13 protein-coding genes are annotated in these 14,539 nt (G+C 72.3%); 4 read left to right on the top strand and 9 right to left on the bottom strand.

All coding sequences use genetic code 11. The features are described from left to right. Window positions 1–63: 63 nt before the first annotated feature. The 4 genes from AB0I79_RS49040 to AB0I79_RS49025 all read right to left on the bottom strand — a co-directional run bounded on the left by AB0I79_RS49040 (window position 64) and on the right by AB0I79_RS49025 (window position 6,954). Window positions 64–3,186, bottom strand: coding sequence for a PDZ domain-containing protein (locus AB0I79_RS49040; RefSeq protein WP_357889240.1), 3,123 nt, complete (start codon window positions 3,184–3,186; stop codon window positions 64–66). Between the two features lie 84 nt (window positions 3,187–3,270). Continuing rightward, complete coding sequence (locus tag AB0I79_RS49035) at window positions 3,271–3,393, bottom strand: hypothetical protein (protein WP_357889237.1); 123 nt, start codon at window positions 3,391–3,393, stop codon at window positions 3,271–3,273. 128 nt (window positions 3,394–3,521) lie between these two features. Further along, the gene (locus AB0I79_RS49030) at window positions 3,522–5,522 is read right to left on the bottom strand and encodes a GTP-binding protein (RefSeq protein WP_357889234.1); all 2,001 of its coding nucleotides are present in this window, start codon (window positions 5,520–5,522) and stop codon (window positions 3,522–3,524) included. Window positions 5,523–5,922: 400 nt separating this feature from the next. Then, window positions 5,923–6,954 carry an Rv2578c family radical SAM protein gene (locus AB0I79_RS49025; RefSeq protein WP_357889231.1) on the bottom strand — a complete coding sequence of 344 codons (1,032 nt, stop codon included), beginning with the start codon at window positions 6,952–6,954 and terminating at the stop codon, window positions 5,923–5,925. A 132-nt stretch (window positions 6,955–7,086) separates the two neighbouring features. Between AB0I79_RS49025 and AB0I79_RS49020 the strand changes: the two genes are divergently transcribed. Beyond that, window positions 7,087–7,368: a DUF3040 domain-containing protein gene (locus tag AB0I79_RS49020; RefSeq protein ID WP_357889229.1), complete on the top strand. Its 282-nt coding sequence runs from the start codon at window positions 7,087–7,089 to the stop codon at window positions 7,366–7,368. Window positions 7,369–7,485: 117 nt separating this feature from the next. Here AB0I79_RS49020 and AB0I79_RS49015 read toward each other — a convergent pair whose 3' ends face one another. Beyond that, window positions 7,486–8,406 carry an RNA polymerase sigma-70 factor gene (locus AB0I79_RS49015; protein WP_357889226.1) on the bottom strand — a complete coding sequence of 307 codons (921 nt, stop codon included), beginning with the start codon at window positions 8,404–8,406 and terminating at the stop codon, window positions 7,486–7,488. A 211-nt stretch (window positions 8,407–8,617) separates the two neighbouring features. On the opposite strand from AB0I79_RS49015, the gene AB0I79_RS49010 reads away from it, so the two are divergent. Continuing rightward, window positions 8,618–9,958: an FAD-binding oxidoreductase gene (locus AB0I79_RS49010; protein ID WP_357889224.1), complete on the top strand. Its 1,341-nt coding sequence runs from the start codon at window positions 8,618–8,620 to the stop codon at window positions 9,956–9,958. 3 nt (window positions 9,959–9,961) lie between these two features. Here AB0I79_RS49010 and AB0I79_RS49005 read toward each other — a convergent pair whose 3' ends face one another. The 3 genes from AB0I79_RS49005 to AB0I79_RS48995 all read right to left on the bottom strand — a co-directional run bounded on the left by AB0I79_RS49005 (window position 9,962) and on the right by AB0I79_RS48995 (window position 12,214). After that, window positions 9,962–10,561, bottom strand: a complete 600-nt coding sequence (locus AB0I79_RS49005; protein ID WP_357889222.1) for a dihydrofolate reductase family protein — start codon at window positions 10,559–10,561, stop codon at window positions 9,962–9,964. Next, window positions 10,558–11,403, bottom strand: a complete 846-nt coding sequence (locus AB0I79_RS49000; protein ID WP_357889220.1) for a metalloregulator ArsR/SmtB family transcription factor — start codon at window positions 11,401–11,403, stop codon at window positions 10,558–10,560. Before AB0I79_RS49000 ends, AB0I79_RS49005 begins: the two co-directional genes overlap by 4 nt. Window positions 11,404–11,467: 64 nt before the next feature. Then, the gene (locus AB0I79_RS48995) at window positions 11,468–12,214 is read right to left on the bottom strand and encodes a siderophore-interacting protein (RefSeq protein WP_357889217.1); all 747 of its coding nucleotides are present in this window, start codon (window positions 12,212–12,214) and stop codon (window positions 11,468–11,470) included. 90 nt (window positions 12,215–12,304) lie between these two features. Between AB0I79_RS48995 and AB0I79_RS48990 the strand changes: the two genes are divergently transcribed. After that, window positions 12,305–13,048 (top strand): TetR/AcrR family transcriptional regulator, encoded by a 744-nt coding sequence (locus tag AB0I79_RS48990; protein ID WP_357889215.1) that lies wholly within the window; start codon window positions 12,305–12,307, stop codon window positions 13,046–13,048. Window positions 13,049–13,221: 173 nt separating this feature from the next. On the opposite strand, the gene AB0I79_RS48985 is transcribed toward AB0I79_RS48990, so the two are convergent. Continuing rightward, window positions 13,222–13,692, bottom strand: coding sequence for an OsmC family protein (locus AB0I79_RS48985; protein WP_357889212.1), 471 nt, complete (start codon window positions 13,690–13,692; stop codon window positions 13,222–13,224). Between the two features lie 192 nt (window positions 13,693–13,884). On the opposite strand from AB0I79_RS48985, the gene AB0I79_RS48980 reads away from it, so the two are divergent. Then, complete coding sequence (locus AB0I79_RS48980; RefSeq protein WP_357889444.1) at window positions 13,885–14,532, top strand: PadR family transcriptional regulator; 648 nt, start codon at window positions 13,885–13,887, stop codon at window positions 14,530–14,532. Window positions 14,533–14,539: the final 7 nt, after the last annotated feature.

The raw sequence follows: 14,539 nt of genomic DNA, 5'->3' as shown, positions 1-14,539 counted from the left end.
GTGCACTCTGTTCATCCCCGATGCACTTTCCCCACCTATGATCTTTAGACGCCATAAAGGTCATTAAGGTTGCATGCGCGGCCTGTGCCGGGGATCGGGAGTGTGCGGCGGCTGGTCGGCCAGCAGCTCCAGCGCGACGTCGATGGCCCGCTCCAGCTGCGTGTCCACGCCTCTGGCGTAATCCTGCGGGGTGATGTCCACCTCGATGTCGGGATCGGTGCCGTAGTTCTCCACCTGCCAGCCCACGTCGTCGAAGGCGAAGGAGAACTCCGGCTGCGTGGTCACCGTCCCGTCGGCCAGCGTGTGCCGCGGCCAGATGCCGATCACGCCGCCCCACGTGCGCCGGCCGACCAGCGGGCCCAGCTTCAGCAGCTTGAAGGTGTGGCTGAAGATGTCGCCGTCGGAGCCCGCCCACTCGTTCGTGATCGCCACCAGCGGGCCGCGCGGCGACTCCGGCGGGTACGGCTCAGGGTCGCCCCACCGCGGGTAGTCGTAGCCGAGCCGCCGCCTGGCCAGCTTCTGCAGCAGCAGCGACGACACGTGCCCGCCGCCGTTGAAGCGCACGTCCACGACGAGCGCGTGCCGGTCGTACTCGGCCAGGAACCCCCGGTGGAACTCCCCGAACCCGTCGGGCCCCATGTCCGGCACGTGCAGGTAGCCGATCCGGCCGCCGGAGCGCTGGTGGCACTGGGCGCGGTTGAGGTTCACCCAGTCGCGGTAGCGGGCGGGCTGCTCGTCGGCCAGGGCCCGCACGGTGACGGTGAAGACGCGCTCCTCGCGCCGCAGCGTCAGCTCGACCTCCTCGCCGGCCTGGTTGACCAGGCGCTCGTTCGGGGTGGCCGTCGCCGCTCCGATGGGCGCGCCGTTGATGGCGAGCACGGCGTCGCCCGTACGCACGTCCAGCCCCACCCGGTTGAGCGGCGAGGTGGCCTGCGGGTCCCACGGGTCGCCCGTCACGACGGCGGCGATGTGGTAGACGCCGTCACGCAGCCGCCAGTCCACGCCCAGCTTGCCCTGGCTGTAGTCCGGGCCGGGGCGGTACTCGCCGCCGCTCTCGTAGGCGTGGCTGGTGGCCAGCTCGCCGTGCAGCTCCCACAGCAGGTCGGAGAACTCGCCCCGGGTCGTCACCCGCTCCACCAGCGGCCGGTACCGGTCGTACACGGCCGGCCAGTCGACGCCCGCCATGTCCTCGGTCCAGAAGTTCTCCCGCTGCAGCCGCCAGGCCTCCTTGAACATCTGCCGCCACTCGGCCTCCGGGCAGACCGACACCTTGATGCGCGACAGGTCGACCCAGCCGCTCTGCCGCCCGGGCGCCTCCTCGTCGCCCGGCACCTCGCCCGCCTTCACCACGCGCAGCCGGCCGCCCGCCCGGTACAGCAGCGTCCTGTGGTCGCGCCCCAGCTCGAACCCGCTCACCCCGTCGGCGAACGTCTCGCTCTCGCCCTTGGCGAAGTCGAACAGGTGCAGCGTGTCGTCCCCGTGCAGCGGGCTGGTCAGGATCAGCGCCTTGCCCTTCAGCCCCGCCACCCGCTCGTAGCGCCCCTCCGGCAGCGGGAACGCGGTGACCCTGCGAACCAGGCCGTCCACGTCCACGCGCAGCGGCTGGTCGTCCTCGTCGTCCCCGTCGTCCTCGTCGTCGTCCTTCTCCTCCAGCGGGCGCGGGCGGGGCACGAACGGGTCCGGCACGTCCGCGCGCAGCGCCACCGCGTACGGGCGCGTGCCCAGCGGGAAACCCAGGTCGAACTGGAGCTGGTCGTAGACGGGGGAGAAGGCGCGCTGGCCGATGAAGTACAGGTACCTGCCGAGGGGGTCGAAGGCCGGCATCGAGTCCTTGAGCACCGGCTCGCTGGCCTGCGCCGTCCGGCCCGTCTCCGGATGGTGGAGCTTGATCGCGGTGGTCTGGGCGTTGAGCGGGCTCGCGTACGCCAGCCACAGGCCGTCGTGCGACCAGGCGGGGTCCTCGGGCGGCCCGTGCGGGTTCGCCTCCACCAGCTCCGAGCGCCCAGACTCCAGGTCGAGCAGGTGCAGCTCGTGGCGGTGGTTGACGACCGCTACCCGGTCGTGGGCGGGGTCGGGCACCAGCTCGTTGATCCGGCCCAGCCGGGCCACCTCCGTGCCGGGGCCGCCCTCGCCGCCCTCCAGCACGACCAGCGTCTCCTCGTCGCCGTCGTCGCTGGCGGCCGCGATGAGCCGTACGCCGTCGTTCAGCCAGGTCAGGAAGCGGTAGCGGACGCCGTCGGGGGAGCCGTGCTGCCGTACCGGGCCCTCCCAGTTCGCCATCGCGTACGCCTTGCCGCGCGCCGTGATCGCCAGCGCGCTGCCGTCGGGGCTGAGCGTGGCGCTGTCGAGGTAGTCGGCGGCCTCGACGAACCTGCGGTTGCGCTGCGTCCTGGAGCTGGCCAGGTGCACCTCCAGCCGGTGCGGCCGCTCGCCCGGCTCCAGCAGGTAGAGGTCCGCGCCCGCGTGGTAGACCAGCCGGTGGCCGTCGCCGGACAGGTTGCGCGCGTAGTAGTCGTCGTGGTGGGTGTGCTTGCGCAGGTCCTGGCCGTCAGGGGTGCACGAGTAGACGTTGCCGACGCCCTCGTGGTCGGAGATGAAGCACACCCGGTCGCCGCTCCAGCACGGCGAGGCCAGGTTGCCGGGCAGCCTGATCAGCCGCCTGAACTCGCCGTCGCCGCTCGGGTCGATCCACAGGTCGCCGACGGTGCCGCCGCGGTAACGCTTCCACCGCGCCGGGTCGGCGGTGTTGCGGCCCAGCACGATCATGTTCTCCGGTCCGTACGCGATCGAGTTCGCCGGCCCGTACGGCAGCCGCTCCGGCACCCCGCCGGGCGCCACCCGGTGCAGCCACTTGCGGCCCTCGAACGGCTGGGACTGGTCGCTGGCGTACAGGATGCGGCCCTCCGGGTCCCACCCGGTCACCGTGCAGCGGGCGCCGTGGAAGGTCACCCTGCGGGCCGCGCCGCCGCCGGACGGCATCACGTACACCTCTTCCGGGCCCTCCTCGCGCCCGACGAACGCGAGCTGGTCGCCACGCGGGGAGATGCGTGGATAACCGGCCTCGGCCTGCCCGGCGGTCAGCCGGAAGGCCCGGCCGCCGCGGGCGGAGACCATCCACAGGTCGTCCTCGGCGGCGAAGACCACCACGTCCTGGAAGACGGCGGGGAAGCGCAGGTATGCCGACATGGCAGCTCCACTGGTCGATCGGACAGCCGGGGCACTTGGCGGGCCGCGGCCGTCCGATCACATCACCGTCGGGCGGCCGATGCCTCAGCCTTCGTCGGTGGTCTTCCGGCTCTCCCGCTTCGTCTCCTTGGCCTGCCTGCTGGTCTTGATGGCCTGCTTCTTGGACTTGCCGGACTTGGACGTGGGTTTCTTCTTCGTGTCAGCCATCGGAGATTCCCCCCTGTAACGGACGAGATGCACCTGATTGGTACACCAAGCCACTTAATACCCATCTAGCGCCGAAACCCGACATACCGCCAAGCCGGGCCGTCGGCCTGGCTGTCGGCTCGTGCCGGTTACCTGAGTCGGCGGTCGCCCGCCGGCTCCGACCACCACACACCCTCGCCGTGCGACAGCCCGGGCAGGCGCCGCTCGACCTCGTGCACCACCGCCGCCGGGATCTCGCCCTCCAGCACCCAGCCCTCTCCATGCCTGCGCGCCTCGCGCAGCTCCCCGCCGAGTCCGGCCAGCTGCGCCGTGACCGGGCCGAACGCCTCCAGCGGCACCTCCGCCTCGAAGCGGTGGCACGGCTCGTACACGGCCGTGCCCGCCCGGCGCAGCGCCCGCGCCAGCACGACCTGCGCACGCCCGCGGAAGTCGGCCGCCACGGTGACGGGCGAGGAGTAACCGGTCCTGGTCAGCGTCACCAGAACGTCGGTCACCGGCCAGCCGTGCGGCCCCTTGCGCAGGGCCAGGCGCACGCTCTCCTCGATCGCCCGGTGGAAGGCCAGCGGCAACGACCCGAGACCGACCTCCAGCCGGTAACCGACCCCGGATCCCCTGGGGGCGGGCTCGACCCGCAGCCCGACGGTGGCCATGAAGTCGTTGCGGCCCTGGCGCTGGATCTCCTCGACCGCCTCGCCGGTGCCCGCCGGGCGTTCGAAGTACACCGGGCGGCTCGGCTCGAAGTCGGCCTCCACGCCGAAGTCCCTGGCCAGGGTCTCGCCTATGACCTCCTTCTGCACCTCGCCGTAGAGCAGGACCGAGGTGTCGCCGCCGGCCAGCGTACGGGTGCCGATCAGCGGGTCCTGCTCGGCCAGCGCGAGGAGCGCGGCGTGCAGGCGGGGCTCCTGGCCGGGGACGCGAGGGCGGACCACGGTCTCGAGGCTGGGCGGGGTGAAGTGCGCCTGGCCCGCCGGCCCCGGCGCGCCGAGATGATCGCCGACCCGGATCTCCGGCACGCCCCACACCCTGACGATGTCACCGGCCACGGCCTGGCTCTCGCCGGGAGCGCCGGCGACGGCCAGCGCGGTCAGCCGGGCCTCGTACCCATGGCCGGCATCCACCTGCCCGCCGCTGTGCGTGCTCGTGCCGGCGCTGCCGGGCCTGCTCGCGCCGCCGCTGTGTGTGCGCGTGCCGGCGCTGCCGTGCTTGGTGGCGCCGCTGGTCGGGCGGAGACCGTCATCGCCGCTCCGCCCCTGCCCGCGATAGAAGATCAGTGGTTCCCGCACCCGCAGGACCCCGGCCCGAATCCGTACATAGGCCACCTTCTCCCCGGAGGCGGCCCGCTCGATCGCGAACACCGTGCCCGTCGCCGTGCCCTCCTCCGCGACCCGCGGCACGGCGGGGAAGAACTCGCAGATGCCGTCGAGCAGCTCGGGCAGCCCCTGCCCGGTGATCGCCGAGCCGAACAGCACCGGATACGCCACACCGTCGCCGCACTGCCGCGCCAGCGCCGCGCGTACCGTCCCGTGATCGGGTGTCTTGCCGTCGACGAGCAGCTCCAGCAGCTCGTCGTCCCGCTCGGCCAGCACCTCGGCGGCCTCGTCCGGGCCGGCGACGGGCCGGGTGACGGCGGCCGGGGTGCCGAGGCCGTCGACGGTGTTGAGCGGGACGCACGAGGGAGAGAGCCGGCGCCGGATGTCGGCGAGCAGCCCTTGCTCCCGCGCCCCCGCTCGATCGATCTTGTTGACGAACAGCAGGGTGGGCAGGCGCAACTTGCGCAGGGTCCTCATCAGGACCCGGGTGTGCGGCTGCACCCCTTCGACGGCCGACAGCACCAGCACGGCGCCGTCCAGCACGCCGAGCGCGCGCTCGACCTCGGCCACGAAGTCGGCGTGGCCGGGTGTGTCCACCAGGTTGACCCGCAGGTCGCCCAGGACGAAGGAGGCCACGGCGGCCCGGATGGTGATGCCGCGGCGGCGTTCGATCTCACCGCTGTCGGTCTGGGTGCTGCCCTCGTTCACGCTACCGAGCCGGTCGATGACACCGGTCTCGAACAGGAGCCGCTCAGTGAGGCTGGTCTTTCCCGCGTCTACATGCGCGAGGATGCCGATGTTCAGGACGTGCTTGATCAAGGAGCCCTCGGGAAACTCTCGTGCCGATGCTGTGCTGGGAGATTCCGAGGCGGCGCCGCATCCCAAGCTCCTTGATCGTGGTCCGGCAAATGCCCGGCCATCCTGCCACCGCCCTCGCGGCCCCGCCAGCGAATTTCCGCTCAGCAGGATGCCGCGGACCACACGCGCCCGCCTGGTGTCGGCCTCACCTGGTGCCGACCTCCTCGGGTGCCGGCGGCGTGGCGCCGAGCCCGCCTGGTGGGCGGTGCGCCCGCTGTCAGGGGCGGTGGCCGTTCGCGACGTCGGGCCCGTGCGCCGGCCGGCTCACGCTGAAGCCGCGCGCAGCTCCGGCCCCCGAGCGCACCGGGACGGCACGTCATGTCCCGCCGTGCGACAGCACCCAGGGCGGAACCCCCGCGCGTCAGAGGAGGCGGAGTTGCTCGGGCCGGGGCGGTGGTGACGGGCGGCGGGGTGGGATGCGGCGGGCCATGGCCGGGGTGGCGCGGCCGACGCCGTGGCGTTCGGCGAGCTCCTTGACCAGGGCGGTCACCCGCTGCTGGTACGACTTCGGCGCGTACGCCCCCCGCCCGTACAGCTCCAGGTAGCGCGGCACCAGGCGCGGGTGCTCGCGCGACAGCCAGCTCAGCCACCACTCCCGGGCTCCCGGCCGCAGGTGCAGCACGATGGGGGAGATGTGGGTGGCGCGCGACTCGGCGATCTGCTTGACCGTGCGGTCGAGCTGCTCGGGGGAGTCGGTGAGGTAGGGGAGGATGGGCGCCATCAGGACGCCGCAGGCGATGCCGTTGTCGTTGAGGGTCGCGCACGTCTCCAGGCGGCGGCGCGGGTTGGGCGTGCCGGGCTCGACGGCGCGCCACAGCTCCTCGTCCACGAAACCCACCGAGACGTTGGCGCCGACGTCCGTCACGTCGGCGGCCTCGGTGAGCAGGTCGAGGTCGCGCAGGATCAGGGTGCCCTTGGTGAGGACGGAGAACGGGTTGGCGGCGTCGCGCAGCGCGGCCAGGATGCCGCGCATCAGCTTGTAGCGGCCCTCCGCGCGCTGGTAGCAGTCGACGTTCGTGCCCATGGCCACGTGGTGGCCGCCCCAGCGGGGCGAGGCGAGCTCCTTGCGGGCCAGCTCGGCGGCGTTGACCTTGACGACGATCTTGGAGTCGAAGTCCGCACCGGCATCCAGGTCCAGATATTCGTGTGTTTTCCTGGCGAAACAGTAAACGCAGCGGTGGCCGCAGCCCCGGTAGGGGTTGATCGTGAAGTCGAACGGGACTCGGCTGGCGCCGGGGACCCGGTTGATGATGGATCTGGCCCGGATCTCGTAGAAGGTCATCCCCTTGAACTCGGGCGTGTCGAACGTGCGGGTGACCGCGCCGCGGGCGAAGAGCGGCTCGGTCGGATCGGCCCGCCCTGGCGCGGTCAGGCGGAGGTTGTCCCAGCGCATGGCATGATTAGAACAGTCGTTCGAGCTTGATCGCAAACCGAAAAGAGGTGGCAATTAAGTGGTCAGGCGGGGGCTAATGATCTTCATGGTTGGGCAGGAAGACGCCGTAGAGCTTGCGTGCGGGAGGTGCCTATGGCCTGGTCGCAGGACGAGGAGCGGATGCTGGCCCAGATCGAGCAGCACCTCGTCGATGACGACCCGCGACTCGTCGCCCGGCTCGAGTCGTTCAACGAACGGGTTCGTCGCAGCGAGGCGAAGTCGAACGGGGAGCGCGTGCCCCGGCGCCGGCCGCGCCGCACGACGGTCATCATCCTGATCAGCTGGCTTCTCATCGCCACCTTGGTCGCCACGCTCCTGATCATGCTCCTCCGCCACGAGGCCGCCGCCGCGATGGCCCTGGCCGTGGCCTTCTGACACCTCGTACGCACTCCCGACCCTGCGCCACTGCTCCCGGCTGTGCGCAGGGTTGCTTCATGTCGTCGGCGGAGCCGGCCGGACGGCTGCGCGCGTGCGGCGCGCCGGACACCGGGGTCAGCGGCGCAGGGTGGTCTCCCGTTCCATGTGCGACAGCTTCTCGGGATTGCGTACGGCGTACAGCCCGGTGATGAGCCCCCCGTCGAGGTGCACCGCCATGACGGTGTCGATCTCGCCGTCGAGCCGGACGATCAGCGCCGGGCAGCCGTTGACCTGCGCCGGCAGCAGCGGCGCCGAGCCGCGGATCCTGCCCAGCACGGCCGCCACGTTGCCGGCCCCCACGATGGGCGCCAGGGCGGCCTGCTTGACCCCGCCGCCGTCGGTCAGCAGGACGACGTCCGGCGCGAGGATGTCGAGCAGGCCCTGCAGGTCGCCCGTCTGGACCGCCCGCTGGAACGCCGCCAGCGCGTCGCGCGACTCGGCGGGGGAGACCGCCTCGCGCGGCCGGCGCGCCGCGACGTGGGCCCGCGCCCGGTGGGCGATCTGCCGGACGGCGGCCTGGCTCTTGTCCACGGCCTCGGCGATCTCGCTGTAGTCCAGGTCGAACACCTCGCGCAGCACGAACACCGCCCGCTCGGTCGGCGTGAGCGTCTCCAGCACCAGCAGCATCGCCATCGACACGCTCTCGGCCAGCTCGACGTCCTCGGCCACGTCGGGGGAGGTCAGCAGCGGCTCCGGCAGCCAGGGGCCCACGTAGGACTCCTTGCGCCGGCCGAGCGCCCGCAGCCGGCCCAGGGCCTGCCGGGTGGTGATCCGCACCAGGTACGCCCGCTGGTCCCGCACCTCGCCGAGCTCGACGCCCGTCCACCGCAGCCAGGTCTCCTGCAGCACGTCCTCGGCGTCGGCGGCCGAGCCGAGCATCTCGTAGGCGACGGTGAACAGCAGGTTGCGGTGGGTGACGAACGCCTCGGTGGCGGGGTCCGGGTGGCTCGTGCCCCCCGGACGATCTCCGGGGGCGGGCTCCGGCGTGTCGGCCATGGACGGCTCCTGTTCATTGTCGACTGTCACGTCCACCAGATGCCGGGTCGCGCCGTTTTGTGACAGCGCGCCGGCTGCTCGCCCATGCTGCCCGAGCGGCGATCCGCCTGTATGTGGCCCACGTCACGTGCTCCGCGCTGTCACAAGGGCGGGCTCGCCGGCATCTCGTGGTCGTCCGGCACCGGCCGGGCACGTCGAGATGAGGAACGTGATGAGTTCAGCGCTTGAGATCCTCCGCCGCGACTTCGGCGGCACCGTCATCGAGCCGGGTGGAGCAGAGTACGACTCGGCCGCCCGTTCGGTCGTGGCCTCGGGCAGCCCGGCCTACGTGCTGCGGCCCGAGAGCGTCGCCGACGTGCGGGCGGCGGTCAGGTTCGCCGCCGCCGCGCGGCTGGTGCTGTCCGTACGGGGCGGCGGCCACGGCTTCGCCGGGTTCGGCACCAACGACGGCGGCGTCGTGATCGACCTCGGCAGGCTCGCGAACGTGGAGGTCGTCGACAAGGAGCGTCACCTCGTCAGGATCGGCGGCGGTGCCACCTGGGGCGAGGTCGCGACCGCCCTGGCCCCGCACGGCCTGGCGATCTCCTCGGGTGACACGAGGAGCGTGGGCGTCGGCGGGCTGACGTTGAGCGGCGGCATCGGCTGGAAGGTGCGCAAGCACGGCCTGGCCCTGGACAATCTGGTCGCCGCGGAGCTGGTCACGGCCGGCGGCGAGGTCGTGCGGGCGAGTGCCGGGGAGGACCCGGAGCTGTTCTGGGCGATTCGCGGCGGCGGCGGCAACTTCGGGATCGTGACCGCCTTCGAGTTCGCGGCGCATCCGACGACGGACGTCTTCCACGGCCGGATCACCTTCCCGCCGCAGGAGGCGGCCACCGTGCTCCAGGGCTGGGCGGACCACCTGCGCACCGCGCCCGAGGAGCTCACCTCCATCGCGAACGTCGCCAACCCCTTCGCCGGCGGTCCGGAGGGGCCGGTCGAGATCCTCGTCACCTTCGACGGCGACGACCCGGAGCTCGCCGCCCGAGCCATCGACCCGATCCGCCGCCTCGGCACGGTGATCGACGACGACGTCGCGCCGATCCCGTACGCCGACACGCTCGTGGAGGGTGTGACCCCGCCGCCGGGCATCCGGTTCGCGACCCGGAGCGCGTTCGCCGGCGAGGAGTCGGTGCCCGCGGTCCTGGCCGTCCTGGCGGAGGCCAGGGCGGCGCAGGGAGCGCCGTTCATCTCCGTCCGCAGTGTGGGCGGCGCGGTGTCCCGGGTCCCCGACGACGCCACCGCCTACGCGCACCGCAGGGCGGAGCTGATGGTCGTGACCACCGCCGTGGGGCCGGAGCCGGCCCTCGAAGCCGCCCGGCCGGCCCTGGACGCGATCTGGGACAGGCTGGCGCCCCACGTCGAGGGCGCGTACGCGAACTTCCTCGCCTCCGCCACCGAGGAGGACGTCGCCGCGATCTACCCGCCGCGGACCTACCGGCGGCTCGCGGCGGTCAAGCGCCGGTACGACCCCGGCAACCTGTTCGCGCGCAACCACAACGTCCGGCCTCGGTAGGGCTCAGCGGACCCGGTCGTAGACGAGGGACAGCGTGCCGTGCTCGCCCGCGGCCTGCCTGGCCAGCGCCCACCGGCCCGCGGGCAGGCCGTCGTCGAACAGCCGCGGCCCGCCGCCGAGGAAGACCGGGAAGATCGTGATCGCCAGCCGGTCGACCTTGTCGGCGGCCAGCAGCGCCTTGATGACGCTCGCGCTGGAGAGCACGAGGATGTCGCCGCCCTCGGCCGCCTTGAGGTCCTCGACCACGTCGGCCGCCGGACTGTCGGCGATCGTCGTGCGCTCCCAGGGCGCCTCGCGGAGGGTGGAGGAGAGCACCACCTTGTCGGCGTCCACGAGCCACTTCGCGAACCCCTCGTCACGCGGGTCGGCGCCCTCCATGCCGATCACGGTGGGCCAGAAACCGAGGAACCCCTCGGCGTTCACCCGCCCGAGCAGCGCCGTCGTCGCGGGCTCCCAGAGGCTGGTCAGGTGGTCGCGGGCGACGTCGGTGACCGCGTACGGCATCACCCAGCCCATGTCCAGCGGGTCGTCCGGCCGGGCGTAGTGGCCGTCCAGGGAGAGGCTCATGTTGGTGACGACCCTGCGGCCGGTCTGCTGCGTCATGTCGTGCTCCTCATGTCAGTGGGGGTGGAGGCCGTGGCGAGGGTGGCCACGAGCTTGTCGAGGCTCTGGCCGAAGCCGAGCTCGATGCCTGCGATGAAGTCGGCGGAGCCGACGGTGCTGCCGGTGACCCGGAAGCCGACGTCGAGGTCGGTGCCGGCGCCGGTGGGCCGGAGGACGTAGTCGACGTGGGCGGTGAAGGCGAGCCCGCCGCCGGGAAGCTGCGGGGAGAGCCGGTAGGACAGGCGCTCGCCGGGGCGTACGTCGTCGACGACTCCCTCCGCGCGCCCGGCGACCACGTCGGAGCCGTCGGCGTCCTCGGCGTCGCGGTACTCGTGGACGATCCGCCCGCCCGGCCGCGCCTCGAACACGAGCTCGGAGACGCGCAGGTCGTCGGGCGTCCACCAGCGGGCGAGCAGCGAGGTCTCGGTCAGGTGGCGCCAGGCCAGCCCGGGGTCTGCCGCCAGCGACCGCTGGAACCTGAACGCCCGGCCGTCGGCCCACCCCGGCTCCCGCGCCTCCAGCCGTGCGGCGTCGAGGCTGAGCCCGTGGCGGTCGAACGCCTCGCGCGGGCCGCCAGGCTGCTCGGCGAGGTCGGCGAGCCGGTTGAGCTCCGCCGCCAGGTCACGCAGGGCGGCGGACCTGAGCGCGTAGATGCGGCGCTGGCCGGTGCGCTGGGAGATGACGAGACCGGCGCGCTCCAGGGCCTGCAGGTGCTTGGTCGTCTGCGGCTGGCGCGCCCCGGCGAGCTGGGCGAGCACACCGACCGGGCGGGGCCGCTCGGCCAGCAGGCTCACGAGCCGCCAGCGGGCCGGGTCGGCCAGTGCGGTGAGGAGTGCCTCCATGGAAAGAAGTATTCTTCATGGAGAATATTCGTGTCAAGGAATAAGTTCTGCCGGTTTCACGGGTTCAGTGCAGGCCGCGCTTGCCCGGCGTCCAGAACGGCTTGACCTTGATGGCCTTGCGGGGCCAGTTGCGCTCGCGGACGAGATAGTCGCGGATCATCTGGCACGTACGCGCCTCTCCCGCCAGGTAGGCGGCGCCGGTGTTGCCGGGCAGCTCCAGGCCGGCCACTGCGGCGAGCAGCGTCTTCGAGGACGCGGCCGGCGCGCCCCGGCGGTGCGCGCGGCGCAGCTCGTGCGGGCCGGGCATGGGCAGGTCGTGCTCGGCGGACTCGCTCTCCAGCACCCCGTGCACCCGCGCGCCCTCCCCGAGCGCGCGCAGCATCGGGCCGAACGCCGCGCTCGCCGTCTCGTCCCCGGCGAACAGGTGGAACGGCGCGTCGTCACGGGTGAAGAAGTCGCCCTGCGGCCACCAGAACGTCACCGTGTCCCCCGGCGCCGCCTCCTGCGCCCAGCGCAGCCCGATGCCGTCGCCGCCGTAAAGGTGCGCGCGCAGCTCCAGCGCCCGCCGGTCGGGGTCGAGCTCCCAGATCGTGTACGTCCGCAGCGTCTCGGCCGGGCGCAGGATCCCGTAGACGGACAGCGGGTCGTTGATCTGGACGCGGATGTGCTGACCCGGCCGGTACGGGAACGCGATGGGCGTCCGCGTCGCCAGGCGGATGCGCCGCATGGTGGGCGTGACCAGGCCGGTCTCGGTGACCCGGGCCTCCATGACGTACTTGGCGAAGGCGCTCGCCAGGGGATTGGGCGCCACGACATCTCCTTATTGAGGGTAAATTTGCTTAGAGGCATTAAGGAAAAATAGATGCCCTAGGATGTCAACGGAGCCAGGGAGGGTGAGCGGATGACCGCACAGGGCGTCAGCAGGCGCGAACGGGTACGGCAGGCGACGCTGGCGGAGATCCGCGCGGCGGCGCGCAGGCTGCTGATCGAGCAGGGGTCGCAGGCCGTCACGATCAACGCCGTGGCCAGGGAGATGGGCATGAGCGGCCCGGCGCTCTACCACTACTTCGCCGGGCACGACGAGCTGGTCGGGGCGGTGACGGCCGACTTCTTCCGCGAGCTGACGGAGGCCATGGAGACGGCTCGCGACGCCTGCCCGCCGGGGGAGCACGGCGCGCGGCTGCTGGCGGCCTGCCGGGCGATGCGGAGCTGGTCCGTGTCGCACCGGGCGGAGTTCGGCTGGGTGTTCGCCAGCCCGATCACGGCCGAGCGGCGCCCGGACTCGCCGCGCGAGCTGGCCGGGCGCGACTTCGAGCAGATCTTCCTGGAGGAGATCGCAGAGCTGTGGAAGAGCCGGCGCTTCCCGGTGCCCGCTCCCGAGGAACTGCCCGCCTCCATCAGGGAGCAGTTGCGGGCGTACGCGGACTCCACCGGCGTGGGGCTGCCCGTGGAGGCGATCCACGTGTTCATGTCGTGCTGGATCAGGCTGTACGGCCTGCTCTGCATGGAGGTGCTGAACCAGCTCGACTTCGTCTACTCGGACATGGAGCCGGTGTTCGAGGAGTGCCTGCGCGAGATCGCGCCCAAGCTCGGCCTCGACTACGAGACCGAGACCACGGCCAAGGCCGTACCCGGCCGGTCATGAGGCCGGCGGCCGGGCGGCGGGTGTTGTGACCAGCCGGGCCCCCGCGGCGAGTGTCGAGGCCGGGTTTGGGCGCGCGGCGGGTCTTGAGGTCACCCGGCCGTGCGGCGCGTCTTGAGATCAGCCGACCGCGCGGCGCGTCTTGAGGTCAGCCGACCATGCGGTGGGGTTTGTGGTCAGCCGGCCACGTGGATGGTCGGCTCGTGGCGGACCGGGAAGTTGACCGAGCTGGCGATGAAGCACGACTTGTGGGCGTCGGCGTGCAGGGCCAGGGCGGTCTCGGCCATCTCCTGCGCGGCCACGGTGACCGACGGGTGCAGCACCACCTCGGTGAAGTGACCGCCGTCCGCCGTCTCGGCCATCATGCCGGTCGCGGTGTCGGTGTACTCGGTGACGACCACGCCGGCCACGGCGCACTTGTGCAGGTACCACAGCATATGACATTGCGCCAGGGAGCCGACCAGGAGTTGCTCGGGGTTCCAGCGTGCCGGGTCGCCGCGGAAGGCGGGATCGGAGCTGCCGCCGATGACCGGAGGGCCCTCGGCGGACAGCTCGTGCTCGCGCCCGAAGTCGCGGTAGCCGCTGGTGCCGGTGCCCTTGTTCCCGGTCCAGGTCACGACGGTCTGGTAGTGGTGCTCGCGGCTCATCGGTGGCCGTCCTCGCTGTCCGTGGCTCCACCGGCGGGGTGGGCCCGGCCGGTCCTTCCGTTCGAACGCTATCGAACCCGCCCGGAAGTGGCTGTCGCGCCCACCCCGCAGGGACTCGGATGGCCCTTGTGGGCGAATACTCGTCTGCGTATACTCGCCTACGAGTAAACGTGGAGAAGGCGGTGGGTGGCGATGGCCCGACGGCGTCCCGTGAGCAACCTGCTGGCGCTGGCCGTGCTCACAGTCGTCGTCCAGCGCCCGATGCACCCGTACGAGATGGCCTCCGTCCTGCGCTCCCGCGGCAAGGACCAGGACATGCCGATCAAATGGGGGTCCCTCTACACCGTCGTGCGCAACCTGGAGAAACACGGCCTGCTGGAGGCGGTGGAGAGCGGCCGCCAGGGCGCCCGCCCCGAGCGCACCGTCTACCGCATCACCGACGCGGGCCGCCGGGAGGCCGACGACTGGACCAGGGAGCTGCTGCGCGAGCCGCGCCGGGAGCCGTCGGCGTTCGAGGCGGGCCTGTCGGTCATGGCCGGCCTCGGCCCCGACGAGGTCGCGCCGCTGCTGCGACGGCGGCTGGAGCTGCTGGAGGAGCAGATCGAGGCCGGCCGGGCGGCGCTGGAGGAGGAGCGGGCCGAGCTGCCCCGGCTGTTCCTCGTCGAGTCGGAGTACGCGCTGGCGATGCGGCGGGCCCAGGCCGGCTGGGTGCGATCGCTGCTGGCGGAGCTGGACGGGGGCACGTTCCCCGGCCTGGCGGAATGGCAGGCACATCACCGCACGGGCGAGATGTCGCCCGACGTGGCGGACCTCGCGAACAGGGGCCGCCCGGCCGACTGACCGGCCA

This window comes from Nonomuraea sp. NPDC050202 (assembly GCF_040656115.1).
Classification (GTDB): domain Bacteria; phylum Actinomycetota; class Actinomycetes; order Streptosporangiales; family Streptosporangiaceae; genus Nonomuraea.
This window is presented reverse-complemented; position numbering and strand designations above follow the sequence as displayed.

Bases quoted from the DNA above. Each gene is read 5' to 3' on its own strand.
- AB0I79_RS49035 (WP_357889237.1), bottom strand. From the start codon at position 3,393: ATGGCTGACACGAAGAAGAAACCCACGTCCAAGTCCGGCAAGTCCAAG.
- AB0I79_RS49025 (WP_357889231.1), bottom strand. From the start codon at position 6,954: ATGCGCTGGGACAACCTCCGCCTGACCGCGCCAGGGCGGGCCGATCCG.
- AB0I79_RS48990 (WP_357889215.1), top strand. From the start codon at position 12,305: ATGACCGCACAGGGCGTCAGCAGGCGCGAACGGGTACGGCAGGCGACG.
- AB0I79_RS49000 (WP_357889220.1), bottom strand. From the start codon at position 11,403: ATGGAGGCACTCCTCACCGCACTGGCCGACCCGGCCCGCTGGCGGCTC.
- AB0I79_RS48980 (WP_357889444.1), top strand. From the start codon at position 13,885: ATGGCCCGACGGCGTCCCGTGAGCAACCTGCTGGCGCTGGCCGTGCTC.
- AB0I79_RS49040 (WP_357889240.1), bottom strand. From the start codon at position 3,186: ATGTCGGCATACCTGCGCTTCCCCGCCGTCTTCCAGGACGTGGTGGTC.
- AB0I79_RS49015 (WP_357889226.1), bottom strand. From the start codon at position 8,406: ATGGCCGACACGCCGGAGCCCGCCCCCGGAGATCGTCCGGGGGGCACG.
- AB0I79_RS48985 (WP_357889212.1), bottom strand. From the start codon at position 13,692: ATGAGCCGCGAGCACCACTACCAGACCGTCGTGACCTGGACCGGGAAC.
- AB0I79_RS49020 (WP_357889229.1), top strand. From the start codon at position 7,087: ATGGCCTGGTCGCAGGACGAGGAGCGGATGCTGGCCCAGATCGAGCAG.
- AB0I79_RS49005 (WP_357889222.1), bottom strand. From the start codon at position 10,561: ATGACGCAGCAGACCGGCCGCAGGGTCGTCACCAACATGAGCCTCTCC.
- AB0I79_RS49010 (WP_357889224.1), top strand. From the start codon at position 8,618: ATGAGTTCAGCGCTTGAGATCCTCCGCCGCGACTTCGGCGGCACCGTC.